14 protein-coding genes are annotated in these 13307 nt (G+C 71.0%); 8 read left to right on the forward strand and 6 right to left on the reverse strand.

Annotated features, from left to right (window positions below; translation table 11 throughout):
- Positions 1-70 precede the first annotated feature (70 nt).
- Together mmpB and OKJ99_RS13780 are read left to right on the forward strand one after the other, a co-directional pair.
- Positions 71-199, forward strand: a complete 129-nt coding sequence (mmpB, locus tag OKJ99_RS13775) for a morphogenic membrane protein MmpB (RefSeq protein WP_407700693.1) — start codon at positions 71-73, stop codon at positions 197-199.
- A 49-nt stretch (positions 200-248) separates the two neighbouring features.
- Positions 249-860, forward strand: coding sequence for a nucleoside triphosphate pyrophosphatase (locus tag OKJ99_RS13780; protein WP_326016362.1), 612 nt, complete (start codon positions 249-251; stop codon positions 858-860).
- On the opposite strand, the gene OKJ99_RS13785 is transcribed toward OKJ99_RS13780, so the two are convergent.
- Positions 832-1311: a hypothetical protein gene (locus OKJ99_RS13785; RefSeq protein WP_326016363.1), complete on the reverse strand. Its 480-nt coding sequence runs from the start codon at positions 1309-1311 to the stop codon at positions 832-834. The genes OKJ99_RS13780 and OKJ99_RS13785 overlap by 29 nt on opposite strands.
- A 435-nt stretch (positions 1312-1746) precedes the next feature.
- Here OKJ99_RS13785 and OKJ99_RS13790 point away from each other — a divergent pair, with 435 nt between their 5' ends.
- Positions 1747-3519 carry an acetyl/propionyl/methylcrotonyl-CoA carboxylase subunit alpha gene (locus OKJ99_RS13790; RefSeq protein ID WP_326016364.1) on the forward strand — a complete coding sequence of 591 codons (1773 nt, stop codon included), beginning with the start codon at positions 1747-1749 and terminating at the stop codon, positions 3517-3519.
- Positions 3520-3585: 66 nt separating this feature from the next.
- Here OKJ99_RS13790 and OKJ99_RS13795 read toward each other — a convergent pair whose 3' ends face one another.
- Both OKJ99_RS13795 and OKJ99_RS13800 read right to left on the reverse strand, forming a co-directional pair.
- Positions 3586-4308, reverse strand: coding sequence for a hypothetical protein (locus tag OKJ99_RS13795; protein ID WP_326016365.1), 723 nt, complete (start codon positions 4306-4308; stop codon positions 3586-3588).
- A 99-nt stretch (positions 4309-4407) separates the two neighbouring features.
- On the reverse strand, positions 4408-4635 hold the full coding sequence (locus tag OKJ99_RS13800; protein ID WP_326016366.1) for a response regulator transcription factor: 228 nt from the start codon (positions 4633-4635) through the stop codon (positions 4408-4410).
- A gap of 188 nt (positions 4636-4823) precedes the next feature.
- On the opposite strand from OKJ99_RS13800, the gene OKJ99_RS13805 reads away from it, so the two are divergent.
- Entirely contained in the window at positions 4824-5369 is a 546-nt protein-coding gene (locus tag OKJ99_RS13805; RefSeq protein WP_326016497.1) for a helix-turn-helix domain-containing protein, read from the forward strand.
- Between the two features lie 147 nt (positions 5370-5516).
- On the opposite strand, the gene OKJ99_RS13810 is transcribed toward OKJ99_RS13805, so the two are convergent.
- Together OKJ99_RS13810 and OKJ99_RS13815 are read right to left on the reverse strand one after the other, a co-directional pair.
- On the reverse strand, positions 5517-6476 hold the full coding sequence (locus tag OKJ99_RS13810; RefSeq protein ID WP_326016367.1) for a DeoR/GlpR family DNA-binding transcription regulator: 960 nt from the start codon (positions 6474-6476) through the stop codon (positions 5517-5519).
- 174 nt (positions 6477-6650) lie between these two features.
- Positions 6651-8099, reverse strand: a complete 1449-nt coding sequence (locus tag OKJ99_RS13815; RefSeq protein WP_326016368.1) for an NAD(P)H-quinone dehydrogenase — start codon at positions 8097-8099, stop codon at positions 6651-6653.
- A 153-nt stretch (positions 8100-8252) separates the two neighbouring features.
- On the opposite strand from OKJ99_RS13815, the gene OKJ99_RS13820 reads away from it, so the two are divergent.
- The 3 genes from OKJ99_RS13820 (at position 8253) to OKJ99_RS13830 (ending at position 11395) form a co-directional block, all read left to right on the forward strand.
- Positions 8253-8690 carry a gamma-glutamylcyclotransferase gene (locus OKJ99_RS13820; RefSeq protein WP_326016369.1) on the forward strand — a complete coding sequence of 146 codons (438 nt, stop codon included), beginning with the start codon at positions 8253-8255 and terminating at the stop codon, positions 8688-8690.
- Positions 8691-8794: 104 nt separating this feature from the next.
- Positions 8795-9619 (forward strand): purine-nucleoside phosphorylase, encoded by an 825-nt coding sequence (locus OKJ99_RS13825; RefSeq protein WP_326016370.1) that lies wholly within the window; start codon positions 8795-8797, stop codon positions 9617-9619.
- 120 nt (positions 9620-9739) lie between these two features.
- Positions 9740-11395, forward strand: coding sequence for a phospho-sugar mutase (locus tag OKJ99_RS13830; protein ID WP_326016371.1), 1656 nt, complete (start codon positions 9740-9742; stop codon positions 11393-11395).
- Between the two features lie 150 nt (positions 11396-11545).
- Here OKJ99_RS13830 and OKJ99_RS13835 read toward each other — a convergent pair whose 3' ends face one another.
- Positions 11546-12169 (reverse strand): PH domain-containing protein, encoded by a 624-nt coding sequence (locus tag OKJ99_RS13835; protein ID WP_326016372.1) that lies wholly within the window; start codon positions 12167-12169, stop codon positions 11546-11548.
- A gap of 180 nt (positions 12170-12349) precedes the next feature.
- Here OKJ99_RS13835 and deoC point away from each other — a divergent pair, with 180 nt between their 5' ends.
- Positions 12350-13303, forward strand: a complete 954-nt coding sequence (gene deoC / locus OKJ99_RS13840; RefSeq protein WP_326016373.1) for a deoxyribose-phosphate aldolase — start codon at positions 12350-12352, stop codon at positions 13301-13303.
- Positions 13304-13307 lie beyond the last annotated feature (4 nt).

The following is a 13307-nucleotide window of genomic DNA, read 5'->3' on the forward strand; positions in this document are numbered from 1 at the left end:
CTCGCGCGTGCGGGGCGCCTGAGTACGCGTACTCAGGCGCCCCGCACGCGCGAGCAGCACCATGCTGTATGTGCTGTGGTCCGACCCCGATGACGAGCCCCCCGAGGAGCTCCGCGAAACGCAGGCGATGCTGCGGCGCGCGGGCTTCGTGGTGGCCCTGGCCATGGTCGTCATGTTCCTGATGCTGGGGACCGGGTAGGGCGGGCGGCCGGGGACCGCACGGCGTCACCCTGGATAACCTGAGCCGCATGACTGCTCCACGCCGACTGATCCTCGCCTCCCAGTCCCCCGCCCGCCTCGGCCTGCTGCGGCAGGCCGGGTTCGCCCCCGAGGTGATCGTCAGCGGGGTCGACGAGGACGCCGTGACGGCCCCGACACCCGCCGAACTCGCCCTCGCCCTCGCCGAGGCCAAGGCCTCCGTGGTCGCGGCGCGGCCCGAGGCGGGCGGCGCCGTCGTGATCGGCTGCGACTCCGTGCTCGACCTCGACGGCGAGGCGCTCGGCAAGCCGGCCGACGCCGAGGAGGCCACGGCCCGCTGGAAGTCGATGCGCGGCCGCGCGGGCACGCTGCAGACCGGCCACTGCGTCTACGACACGACGAGCGGCCGGTACGCCTCCGGGACCGCCTCCACCGTCGTCCGGTTCGGCGAGCCGAGCGACGCGGAGATCGCCGCGTACGTCGCGACGGGCGAACCCCTCTACGTGGCGGGCGCGTTCACCCTGGACGGCCGCTCGGCCCCGTTCATCGACGGCATCGACGGCGACCACGGCAACGTGATCGGCCTCTCGCTGCCCCTGCTCCGCCGCCTCCTCGCCGAACTGGGCATCGGCATCACGGAGTTGTGGGCGCCGGCGGAGTAGCGGGACCGTTCTGCGCGGGGACGTCCCCCTGCGGCCTCCGCTCCCCCTGCTCGTGCCGGTCGTACGCCACCAGCGTGAGCACGAGCAGGGCGAGCACGACCATCATGAGGACGAAGCTGAACCAGCCCACCAGGCTGATCGAGAACGCGCCGAGCAGGCCGTGCACGACGGCCACGCTGATCAGCAGGATCCGCCCGAACCCGGCCGGGCCCCGGTCGGCTATCGCGGTGCGCACGAGCACGATCGCGCACAGCACCAGATAGAGCCCGAACAGGCCGCCCGCGATCCACGCGCCCACCGACATCGCCCGCGGGTCGAGACCGGCCAGGGACATGTCCTGGTTGTCGACCACCAGGCCGAGGAACCAGTTCAGAAGGACAATCCCCAACGCCTCCGCGAACAACACGATCGCGGCCACCCACGCCACCGGCCTGCGTGCCACCGGCCCCACCCTCTTCCACTGACTGTTACCGCTAGTACGGCCAAGACATCCCGAACGCTACTAACGGGTAAACCCCGGTACAAGGGTTCTGCAGAAGGCAAAGAATCGTTGGGCCATTCGTAGGGACTCCACAAAGAATGCCGACGGGCCGCAGCACGGTCTCACAGAGACCTTGGCCACAGAGGCGGGCTAGGGTTGCGGTGAGGGATCGCGCGTTTCCAGGCGCGACAAGGGATTTCACGGACCAGGTACCCCCCGGGTGACACTCCGTGTGGGCAAGCTCACGCCCGGGGATGGCTCGTGGGTCCGTGTCGGCAGTCCCTAAACTCAGCTTGTTTCAGTGAGTCAAGCTTCACGGTGACCCGCCGACCGCCCCGGCTCGGGCGACCACGGCCGGGGGTCCGGGGGATGCCCCCGGGAAGACACAGCAAGGAGGGAGCCATCGTGCGCAAGGTGCTCATCGCCAACCGTGGCGAAATCGCTGTCCGCGTGGCCCGGGCGTGCCGGGACACGGGGATCGCGAGCGTTGCCGTCTACGCCGAGCCGGACCGGGACGCTCTGCACGTCCGTGCGGCCGACGAGGCCTTCGCCCTTGGCGGGGACACCCCGGCCACCAGCTACCTGGACATCGCCAAGGTGCTGCAAGCGGCGAAGGACTCCGGCGCGGACGCCATCCACCCCGGCTACGGATTCCTGTCGGAGAACGCCGAGTTCGCCCAGGCCGTCCTGGATGCCGGCCTGATCTGGATCGGCCCGCCCCCGCACGCGATCCGCGACCTCGGCGACAAGGTCGCCGCCCGGCACATCGCGCAGCGCGCGGGCGCCCCGCTGGTCGCGGGCACGCCCGAGCCGGTCGAGGGCTCCGACGAGGTCGTGGCGTTCGCCGAGGAGCACGGCCTGCCGATCGCGATCAAGGCCGCCTTCGGCGGCGGCGGCCGCGGCCTCAAGGTCGCCCGCACCCTGGAGGAGGTGCCCGAGCTCTACGAGTCCGCGGTGCGCGAGGCCGTCGCCGCCTTCGGCCGCGGCGAGTGCTTCGTGGAGCGCTACCTCGACAAGCCGCGGCACGTGGAGACCCAGTGCCTGGCCGACAGCCACGGCAACGTCGTCGTCGTCTCGACCCGTGACTGCTCGCTGCAGCGCCGCCACCAGAAGCTCGTCGAGGAGGCCCCGGCGCCGTTCCTCTCGGACGCGCAACTGGAGCAGCTGTACTCGTCCTCGAAGGCGATCCTCAAGGAGGCCGGCTACGTCGGCGCGGGCACCGTCGAGTTCCTCGTCGGCGCGGACGGCACGATCTCCTTCCTGGAGGTCAACACCCGCCTCCAGGTCGAGCACCCGGTCACCGAGGAAGTCGCCGGCATCGACCTCGTACGCGAGATGTTCCGCATCGCCGACGGCGAGGAGCTCGGCTACGGCGACCCCGAACTGCGCGGCCACTCCTTCGAGTTCCGCATCAACGGCGAGGACCCGGGCCGCGGCTTCCTGCCCGCGCCCGGCACCGTCACCCGGTTCGACGGCCCCGCAGGACCGGGTGTCCGCCTGGACGCGGGCGTCGAGTCCGGCTCGGTCATCGGCCCGGCCTGGGACTCCCTGCTCGCCAAGCTGATCGTCACCGGGCGCACCCGCAAGGAGGCCCTGCAGCGGGCCTCGCGCGCGCTCGCGGAGTTCGAGGTCGAGGGCATGGCCACCGCCATCCCCTTCCACCGCAAGGTGGTCACCGACCCGGCGTTCGCTCCCGAACTGACCGGCTCCACCGAGCCGTTCACGGTCTTCACGCGCTGGATCGAGACCGAGTTCGTCAACGACATCGAGCCGTTCGCCGCCCCGGCGGCCGGTGAGGAAGAGGACGAGGCGGGCCGCGAGAACATCGTCGTCGAGGTCGGCGGCAAGCGTCTTGAGGTCTCCCTCCCCGCGGGCATGGGCATGTCCCTGGCCCGTACCGGGCTCAACGCCGGCGCCAAGCCCAAGCGGCGCGCCGCCAAGAAGTCCGGCTCCGCGGTCTCAGGCGACACCCTCGCCTCCCCGATGCAGGGCACGATCGTCAAGGTCGCGGTCGAGGAGGGCCAGGAGGTCAAGGAGGGCGACCTCGTCGTCGTCCTGGAGGCCATGAAGATGGAACAGCCCCTGAACGCCCACAAGTCGGGCACCGTCAAGGGCCTGTCCGCCGAGATCGGCGCCTCCCTCACCTCGGGCGCCGCGATCTGCGAGATCAAGGACTGACGCCACAACCGGCGTACGCCGAGGGCCCGTCGACCGCACCGGTCGACGGGCCCTCGGCCGTTCCGCTCACGTAGCGGCGCGCACCCAGCCGGTGCCGTGCCGGGCGATGTCCTGGGCCACCACGGCGAAGGCCACGGTCAGCAGCGCGAACCCCGCGTACGCGAGCGCCGCGACACCCGTCATCCAGCCCACGACGTTCACCGGCATCGACACCATCAGCACCCAGGCCGCCCAGGCCGGCACGGCGTGGCTGCGCAGCAGGCCGATGCCGAGGACGACGACGCCGATGACGATGCCCGCGATGAACCAGATCCCGGCGACCGCCGGCATCGCCAGGCTGTCACCGCCCTTGAGGACCTTGACGATCTCCGCCTGAGGGACCCCCTTGTCCAGGCCCGCCAGGGTCACGAAGTCGTACGACGGCGTCAGGTTGACGGCCACGGCGCCGCCGCCGAACAACAGCAGCCCGGCGAGCCCCAGTTTCGGGGAGCGCGCCATGACGTACACGGAGACCAGCACGGCCGCGGCGGTCATCGCGATGCCAAGCGCCAGCCACACCCAGGCGGCGGCCTTCTCCTGGCCCTCGTGCGCGGCGATGTCGGCGACGATGTTCGCCACCTTGTCCTCGGTCATGTCGTACGGCGACAGGAGCGAGGCGACGATGAAGAGCAGCGGCCCGAGGACCAGGACGGCGGCCATGACGGCCCGCAGCGGCCGGACCCGTTCGACGGCGGCCCCTGCTGAGGCGGCGGGTATGTGCGCAGGTGAAGGTGACGGTGTGGCGGTCATGGCGTTCCCCCTGATGCCCGTGGATGCCACTGGATTCCACCAGTGAAGCGGGCGCCTCCCGGCCGTGCCAGCCGTCAATTCTGAGGGTGCCCGCCGGCCTCACTCCCCCAGCAGCCCCGCCTCGCGTGCCCTGCGCAACAGCGCCGCCGTGTGCCCGGCGTTCAACTTGCGGTGCAGGGCCGCCACATAGCCGCGTACGGTCGTCAGCGAGATCCCCATCGCACGGGCCGCCTCGGCCGGGGTACGACCGGCGTCGATGTGCTCCAGGGTCTCGTACTCGCGGTCCGTCAGACCCAGCGCCCGCGCAGCGGTACTGGTGTGCAACATGGCTTCCTCCCTCCGCAGGGACCGGCCACTGAGGGGCAACCGCAGCCTCCGCGTCGACGCTACTGCGGTAGCGATCCCTCCGCACCGCCGCTGTACCGCTATCGGGCATCCTTGAAGTCCTGCGCACCAGACCCGCGCACGGCCAGGGAGACCCGATGACGACAGCCGAGCACGACCGTTCGCGCCGTATGCGCGCGGACGCGCGCCGCAATTACGAGCGGCTGCTCGCGCAGGCCCGCATCGCGTTCGCCGAACATGGCACGGGCGCGTCCCTGGAGGACGTGGCCCGCGCGGCCGGGGTCGGCATCGGCACGCTGTACCGGCACTTCCCCAATCGGCACGCGCTGATGAGCGCGGTCTTCGAGGAGGCGGTGAACGAGCTGCTCGCCCGCTCCCGGGCGCTGCTCGACGCTCCGCAGCCCTGTACGGCGCTCGTGACCTGGCTGCGCGAGATCATCACGCACGCGAGCGAGTACCGGGGGCTTTCCCGTGCCCTCATGTCGGCCTCGCAGGACGCGAGTTCGGCGCTGGCCCGGTGCAGTGATCCGATGCGGGAGGCGGGCCAGGCGTTGCTCTCGCGGGCGCAGGGGGCGGGGGCGGTGCGCCAGGACGTCTCCATGACGGACCTCCTGCAGCTCACGAATGCGATTGCCCTCGCGGCGGAGGAGACTCCGTCGGACCCGGGGTTGGCGGATCGCCTGTTGCGGTTGACTCTCCGCGGGATCACCACGTGACCGGCACCGGCGTTGCGCTCCTGGGGCGCTGCCCCAGACCCCGCTGCTCAATCGCCGCAGGGGCTTGATTTATGGAGCCCCGCCGGCGATTGAGGCGCGGGGTCCGGGGCGGAGCCCCGAGGCCGTAACGCCGGTCGGGCGAAACGCTCAGCGGCGGCGCAAATCGGCCACCCGGGCCGTCCGCTCCGGCGGAGCCTCATGCGCGGCGGAGCGCAGTGGGTGACTGCCGCCCGGAAGCTGACCGCGACGCTGGCCCGGCAAGGGCACATCCCGGCGCGACTGCCGCGCCGGGACGGATTCACCGCCCCCGGACGCGTCCTCCGTCCCGGCCCCCGCGACAGCGACCTGCACGCCCTGATCGGCCAGCGCCTGAAGCTCCGTCGCCGCCCGGTCGTCGTGCGCGGGCGGCTCGTCGGTCACGAGACGCGTGATCACATCGGTCGGCACGGTCTGGAACATGGTGTCCGTACCGAGCTTGGAGTGATCCGCGAGCACGACGACCTCGGACGCGGCCTGCACGAGCGCCCGGTCCACGGACGCCGACAGCATGTTGGACGTGGAGAGCCCGCGCTCGGCGGTCAGACCACTGCCGGAAAGGAAGGCGCGCGAGACTCTCAGGCCCTGCAGGGACTGCTCCGCCCCGCTGCCCACCAGCGCATAGTTGGAACCCCGCAGCGTGCCACCGGTCATGACGACCTCGACCCTGTTGGCGTGGGCGAGTGCCTGTGCCACCAGAAGGGAGTTGGTGACGACGGTCAGGCCCGGCACACGCGCGAGCCGGCGGGCCAGCTCCTGCGTGGTCGTCCCCGCGCCCACCACGATGGCTTCGCCCTCTTCGACGAGACTCGCGGCGAGATCGGCGATGGCCGTCTTCTCTGCGGTTGCGAGATGTGACTTCTGCGGAAAACCGGACTCCCGCGTGAATCCGCCCGGCAATACCGCACCGCCGTGCCGGCGGTCGAGGAGTCCTTCTGCCTCCAGTGCGCGCACGTCCCGCCGTACGGTCACTTCTGAGGTCTGGACGACGCGGGCGAGCTCACGGAGCGAAACCGCTCCGTTGGCTCGCACCATTTCGAGGATCAATTGACGACGTTCTGCAGCGAACACGAAACTGACAGTAACCCCAACGGTCGTCTGCTTTCAGCAGTTTGCGCCGATTTACAGATTCTGTTCGCACAACAACCGTGGAAGTGGTATACGCACGGCGGGGTGCCTATACATCGCGCCTATGCCCCCCGCATGGGCCGCAACTCACCGTGACCTGCGGCCCGTTGCCCGGCGTCAGCCCTCTTCGGCGATCTTCCGCGTGTGCAACTGCCGCGCCACTTCGGCGATCGATCCCGACAGCGAGGGGTACACGGTGAACGTGTTCGCGATCTGCTCGACCGTCAGATTGTTGTCGACCGCGATCGAGATGGGGTGGATCAGTTCCGAAGCGCGCGGCGCGACGACCACTCCGCCGACCACGATGCCCGTACCCGGACGACAGAAGATCTTGACGAAGCCGTCCCTGATGCCCTGCATCTTCGCGCGGGGGTTGCGCAGCAGCGGCAGCTTGACGGCGCGGGCGTCGATCTTGCCCGAGTCGACGTCGGCCTGCGTGTAGCCGACGGTCGCGATCTCCGGGTCGGTGAAGACGTTGGACGAGACCGTCTTGAGGTTCAGCGGCGTGACCGCGTCACCCAGGAAGTGATACATCGCGATGCGGCCCTGCATCGCGGCGACGGACGCGAGGGCGAAGACCCCGGTCACGTCACCGGCCGCGTACACGCCGGGGGCGGTGGTGCGGCTGACCTTGTCGGTCCAGATGTGCCCCGACTCCTTGACCTTGACGCCCGCTTCCTCCAGGCCGAGGCCCTCACTGTTGGGGACGGCGCCGACCGCCATCAGGCAGTGCGTGCCGGAGATGACCCGGCCGTCGGAGAGGGTGACCTCGACGCGGTCGCCGACGCGCTTGGCGGAGGCGGCGCGGGAGCGGGCCATGACGTTCATGCCGCGGCGCCGGAACACGTCCTCCAGGACGGCCGCGGCGTCCGGGTCCTCACCGGGCAGCACCCGGTCGCGGGAGGACACGAGGGTGACCTTGGAGCCGAGCGCCTTGTAGGCACCCGCGAACTCGGCACCGGTGACACCGGAACCGACCACGATGAGCTCCTCGGGGAGCTCGTCCAGGTCGTACACCTGCGTCCAGTTGAGGATCCGCTCGCCGTCGGGCTGCGCGTCGGCCAGCTCGCGCGGGTGGCCGCCGGTGCACAGGAGCACGGCGTCGGCGACGAGGGTCTCCTCGGTGCCGTCGACCGCGGAGACGATCACCTTGCGGGAGCCGTCGAGCGCCTGCTGGCCGTCCAGGCGGCCCTTGCCGCGCAGCACGCGCGCTCCCGCGCGGGTGACGGAGGCGGTGATGTCGTGGGACTGGGCGAGCGCGAGGCGCTTCACACGGCGGTTGACCTTGCCGAGGTCCACGCCGACGACGCGGGCCGGGCTGTCCGGGTCGGGGGTGTCGTCCTCGACGATGATGCCGAGCTCTTCATAAGAGGAGTCGAAGGTGGTCATCACCTCGGCCGTGGCGATCAGAGTCTTCGACGGCACGCAGTCGGTCAGCACCGACGCCCCGCCGAGGCCGTCGCAGTCGACGACGGTCACCTCCGCGCCGAGGGACGCGGCCACCAACGCCGCCTCGTATCCGCCAGGTCCGCCACCGATGATCACGATCCGAGTCACATGCCCCATTGTCCCGCACGCTTCGAGACCGCACCGAGCCGGGGGCCCCGTCCGGGGCGCGGGCTGCGCGTATCCCTCCTGGGAGCCGCGCTCATCCCCACTTAGGAGGGGCGCTTCGGTTACTCACGAGACACGTGGTCCGTCTGACGTACTCTCGGTCCCATGTCGCTCTACGCCGCGTACGCCGGCAATCTCGACGCGCGGCTCATGACGCGCCGCGCTCCGCACTCGCCGCTGCGCGCGACAGGCTGGCTGAACGGCTGGCGGCTCACGTTCGGGGGCGAGCACATGGGCTGGGAGGGCGCACTCGCCACCATCGTCGAGGCGCCGCGTTCACAGGTCTTCGTCGCGCTGTACGACATCGCTCCGATGGACGAGGAGTCGATGGACCGCTGGGAGGGTGTCGGGCTCGACATCTACCGGCGGATGCGGGTCCGTGTGGACACCCTGGAGGGCGAGGAGCCCGTGTGGCTCTACGTACTGAACGGTTACGAGGGCGGCCTTCCCTCCGCGCGGTACCTGGGCGAGATCGCCGACGCGGCCGACTCCGCGGGCGCGCCGCACGACTACGCGATGGAGCTGCGCAAGCGGCCCTGCTGAGGCCTTCTCGCGTCCCTGATTGTCGGAAACGACAAAGCAACGATCACAAGGACGTGACCTCCGACATCTACGCGCGTAGGCAACGACAGGCTACGCTCGTCGGCGTGAACGCTTCTCTTACTCCGGACAACCTCAAGGGCGATCCCTACGCCGCCGCCGACGCCGCCGCCTCGCGCCTGCGCGAGCTGACGGGCGCCGAGACCCACGACGTCGCCCTCGTGATGGGCTCCGGCTGGGCGCCCGCCTCCGAGGCGCTGGGCGAGCCCGCCGCCGAGTTCCCCTTCACCGAGCTGCCCGGCTTCACCGGCGCCGCGGTGGCGGGGCACGGCGGCACGGTCCGCTCGTACCAGGTCGGCGAGAAGCGCGCCCTCGTCTACCTGGGCCGTACGCACTTCTACGAGGGCCGCGGCGTCGCCGCCGTCGCGCACGGTGTGCGCACGGCCGCCGCCGCGGGCTGCAAGACCATCGTGCTCACCAACGGCTGTGGCGGTCTGCGCCAGGGCATGCGCCCCGGCCAGCCGGTGCTCATCTCCGACCACATCAACCTGACCGCGGCCTCGCCGATCGTCGGCGCCAACTTCGTCGACCTCACCGACCTGTACTCGCCGCGGCTGCGCGCGCTGTGCAAGGAGATCGACCCGAGCCTGGAAGAGGGCGTGTACGCCCAGTTCACGGGCCCGCACTACGAGACCCCCGCCGAGGTCCGGATGGCCGGCGTCCTCGGCGCCGACCTGGTCGGCATGTCCACCACCCTGGAGGCCATCGCGGCCCGTGAGGCGGGCGCCGAGGTGCTCGGCATCTCCCTGGTGACGAACCTGGCGGCGGGCCTCTCCGGCGAGCCGCTCAACCACGAAGAGGTCCTCCAGGCGGGCCGCGACTCGGCCTCCGCCATGGGCGACCTGCTGACCAAGGTCCTCGCGAGGATCTGATCCCCGTCCCCTGGACCCCGCCGATCCGGACAATCAAGCCCCTGCGGCGATTGAGCAGCGGGGTCCGGGGCAGAGCCCCGAGACGTCAACCCCGTTGCGGCCCGAGAACTCCCCGAAGGAATGCGAACCGTGACCGTATCTGGCAGCGAACTGCTCGACCGGGCGAAGGCCTGGCTGGCGGAGGACCCGGACCCGGAGACCCGCGAGGAGCTGGCCAAGCTCATCGAGGCCGGGGACCTGGAAGCCATCGGCGAGCGCTTCTCGGGGATGCTCCAGTTCGGCACAGCCGGGCTCCGCGGCGAGCTGGGCGCGGGCCCGATGCGGATGAACCGCGCGGTGGTCATCCGCGCGGCCGCGGGCCTGGCGGCGTACCTGAAGGCGAAGGGCGAGACGGACGGTCCGGTCGTCATCGGCTACGACGCGCGGCACAAGTCGGCGGACTTCGCGCGCGACACGGCGGCGGTGATGGTGGGGGCCGGGCTGCGCGCCGCGGTCCTCCCCCGCCCGCTGCCCACCCCCGTGCTCGCCTTCGCCATACGGCACCTGGGCGCGGTCGCGGGCGTCGAGGTCACGGCCTCGCACAACCCGCCGCGCGACAACGGCTACAAGGTGTACCTCGGCGACGGCTCGCAGATCGTGCCGCCGGCCGACGCGGAGATCGCCGCCGAGATCGACGCGGTGGCATCGCTGAACGACGTGCCGCGTGCGGAGTCGGGTTGGGAGACGCTGGGCGAGGACGTCCTGGAGGCGTACCTGGCCCGTACGGACGCGGTCCTCGCGCCGGGCTCGCCCCGCGGCGCGCGCACCGTCTACACGGCGATGCACGGCGTCGGCAAGGACACACTCCTCGCCGCCTTCGCCCGCGCGGGCTTCCCCGAGCCGGTGCTCGTGCCGGAACAGGCCGAGCCCGACCCGGACTTCCCCACCGTCGCGTTCCCGAACCCGGAGGAGCCGGGGGCGATGGACCTGTCCTTCGCGACGGCCCGCGCGCAGGGCGAGACCCCTGACCTGATCATCGCCAACGACCCGGACGCGGACCGCTGCGCGGTGGCCGTGCCCGACGGGGGCGAGTGGCGGATGCTGCGCGGCGACGAGGTCGGCGCGCTGCTTGCGGCACACCTGGTGAAGCGGGGCGTGAGCGGCGTCCTCGCGGAGTCGATCGTGTCGTCCTCGCTGCTCGGCCGGATCGCAGAGGCGGCGGGACTCCCGTACGAGGAGACGCTGACCGGCTTCAAGTGGATCGCCCGGGTCGAGGGCCTGCGCTACGGCTACGAGGAGGCGCTCGGCTACTGCGTCGACCCCGAGGGCGTGCGCGACAAGGACGGCATCACGGCCGCGCTGCTCGTGACCGAGCTGGCGAGCGAGCTGAAGGAGCAGGGCCGTACGCTCCTCGACGTGCTCGACGACCTGGCGCTCGCGCACGGGCTGCACGCCACGGACCAGTTGAGCGTGCGGGTCGAGGACCTGTCGGTCATCGCGGACGCGATGCGGCGTCTGCGGGAGGCTCCGCCGGTTCGGCTGGCGGGGCTTGCGGTGGCCCGGGCGGACGATCTCTCCGAGGGGGAGGGTGGGTTGCCGCCCACGGATGGGCTTCGCTACACCCTGGACGGGGCGAGGGTCGTCGTGCGGCCGTCGGGGACGGAGCCGAAGTTGAAGTGTTACCTGGAGGTCGTGGTGGCGGTCGGGGGCCGGGATGCGTTGCCCGCGGCTCGGGTCACCGCGGCGGAGCGGCTTGCCGCCATCAAGCGGGATCTCTCCGTTGCGGCCGGGATCTAGTTCGGCGTAGTCCGTGGTTGCGGTCTCGGGGCGCTGCCCCGGACCCCGCGCCTCAATCGCCGGCGGGGCTTGATTGTGCCGAACCGGCGTTGCGGGCTCGGGGCTCTGCCCCGGACCCCGCTGCTCAATCGCCGCAGGGGCTTAAATCGCCTAGCCGAGCGCCAAGAGGGCAACCAGGAGGACCGCGCCCGCGAGGGCAGGGGCGAGGATTTCGTAGGCCCAGCGGATCTTGGTGGCGGACTGCGGTGTCTCGGCCTTCGCGTGTGTCTCGTGCAGGTCGCGCAGTTCGTCCATGGCCTGGTCGCCGGGCGAACGCGGCTCGGTCACCGGCAGGCCAGCGGCTCCCGTGGCCGTGCGGCCGCCCTTGGCGGCGCGCAGCTGCTGGCGCTGCGCCTTGCGCCGGCCGCGCAGCGACACCGGGATGGACCAGAGCTGGTACTTGGTGCCCGCCTGGTCGAAGACCTCGTTCGAGTACCCGGACTTGAAGCCCGAGACCGCGGACCACGGCAACGTGATGTCGCGGAACGGGTTGCGCACGCGCAGCCGCTCCTCGTTCCCGAAGACGGCCGGCCGGATGGTGAACGCGACGACGAGCGGCACCACCAACAGCAGCACGGCAAGCACCGTCCACGGCGTCCGCCCGACCCCGTTGACCACGGCGTCGGCGCCCAGCCAGGCACCGATCAGGATCAGCACGACACCACCGGCGATACCGGCGGCGGACCGGTAGCTCCGGTCGTGTACCTGCGGGGGCGTGGTCTGGCTGCTCGTCATGGCTCGATTGTGCCCGACCGAGTCAAGCCCGATTAAGCCCGTCCGAGCCAAATCAAGCCCCTGCGGCGATTGAGCAGCGGGGTCCGGGGCAGCGCCCCGAGTCCGCAACCACGGCGCCCGGAACCGTAAACCCCGACCTGTACAAGCCGCTACGCGCGTAGATATGCTCCCCTCGTGACCATGCCCAGTTCTGCACCCGCACCCGCTCTCAGCGACGTCACCGCGTCCGACAGCACGCTGCGCCGCTTCCTGCACGGGTTGCCCGGCGTCGACGCGGTCGGCCTGGAGGCGCGCGCCGCTTCGCTCGGGACCCGTTCCATCAAGACCACGGCGAAGGCGTACGCCATCGACCTGGCCATCTCGATGATCGACCTGACGACCCTGGAAGGCGCCGACACCCCGGGCAAGGTCCGGGCCCTCGGCGCCAAGGCGATCAACCCGGACCCCACCGACCGCACCGCACCGCGCACGGCGGCGCTCTGCGTCTACCCCGACATGGTGGCCACCGCGAAGGCCGCCGTCGCCGGCACGGACGTCAAGGTCGCCTCCGTCGCGACGGCCTTCCCGGCCGGCCGCGCCGCCCTGGAAGTCAAGCTCGGGGACGTACGGGAGGCCGTGGCCGCGGGGGCCGACGAGATCGACATGGTCATCGATCGCGGCGCCTTCCTCGCGGGCGACTACATGAAGGTCCACGACGAGATCCGCGCGGTGAAGGAGGCCTCCGGCGCCGCCCGGCTCAAGGTCATCTTCGAGACCGGTGAGCTCTCGACGTACGACAACATCCGGCGCGCGAGCTGGATCGGCATGCTGGCCGGGGCCGACTTCATCAAGACCTCCACGGGCAAGGTGGGGGTGAACGCGACGCCGGCCAACACCCTCCTCATGCTCGAAGCCGTACGCGACTTCCGCGCCACCACCGGGGTACAGATCGGTGTGAAGCCCGCTGGCGGCATTCGCACCTCCAAGGACGCCGTCAAGTTCCTGGTCATCGTGAACGAGACCGCGGGCGAGGACTGGCTCGACAACCACTGGTTCCGCTTCGGCGCCTCCAGCCTTCTGAACGACCTGCTGATGCAGCGTCAGAAGCTGGCCACAGGACGCTACTCCGGTCCCGACTACGTGACGGTGGACTGAGGCC

The sequence above is a fragment of the Streptomyces endophyticus genome, assembly GCF_035798155.1.
Taxonomy (GTDB): Bacteria; Actinomycetota; Actinomycetes; order Streptomycetales; family Streptomycetaceae; genus Streptomyces; species Streptomyces endophyticus.

Coding starts and splice junctions, on each gene's coding strand:
- OKJ99_RS13820 (WP_326016369.1), top strand. CDS start 8,253: ATGTCGCTCTACGCCGCGTACGCCGGCAATCTCGACGCGCGGCTCATG.
- OKJ99_RS13835 (WP_326016372.1), bottom strand. CDS start 12,169: ATGACGAGCAGCCAGACCACGCCCCCGCAGGTACACGACCGGAGCTAC.
- OKJ99_RS13830 (WP_326016371.1), top strand. CDS start 9,740: ATGCGAACCGTGACCGTATCTGGCAGCGAACTGCTCGACCGGGCGAAG.
- OKJ99_RS13780 (WP_326016362.1), top strand. CDS start 249: ATGACTGCTCCACGCCGACTGATCCTCGCCTCCCAGTCCCCCGCCCGC.
- OKJ99_RS13800 (WP_326016366.1), bottom strand. CDS start 4,635: ATGTTGCACACCAGTACCGCTGCGCGGGCGCTGGGTCTGACGGACCGC.
- deoC (WP_326016373.1), top strand. CDS start 12,350: ATGCCCAGTTCTGCACCCGCACCCGCTCTCAGCGACGTCACCGCGTCC.
- OKJ99_RS13805 (WP_326016497.1), top strand. CDS start 4,824: ATGCGCGCGGACGCGCGCCGCAATTACGAGCGGCTGCTCGCGCAGGCC.
- OKJ99_RS13795 (WP_326016365.1), bottom strand. CDS start 4,308: ATGACCGCCACACCGTCACCTTCACCTGCGCACATACCCGCCGCCTCA.
- OKJ99_RS13815 (WP_326016368.1), bottom strand. CDS start 8,099: ATGGGGCATGTGACTCGGATCGTGATCATCGGTGGCGGACCTGGCGGA.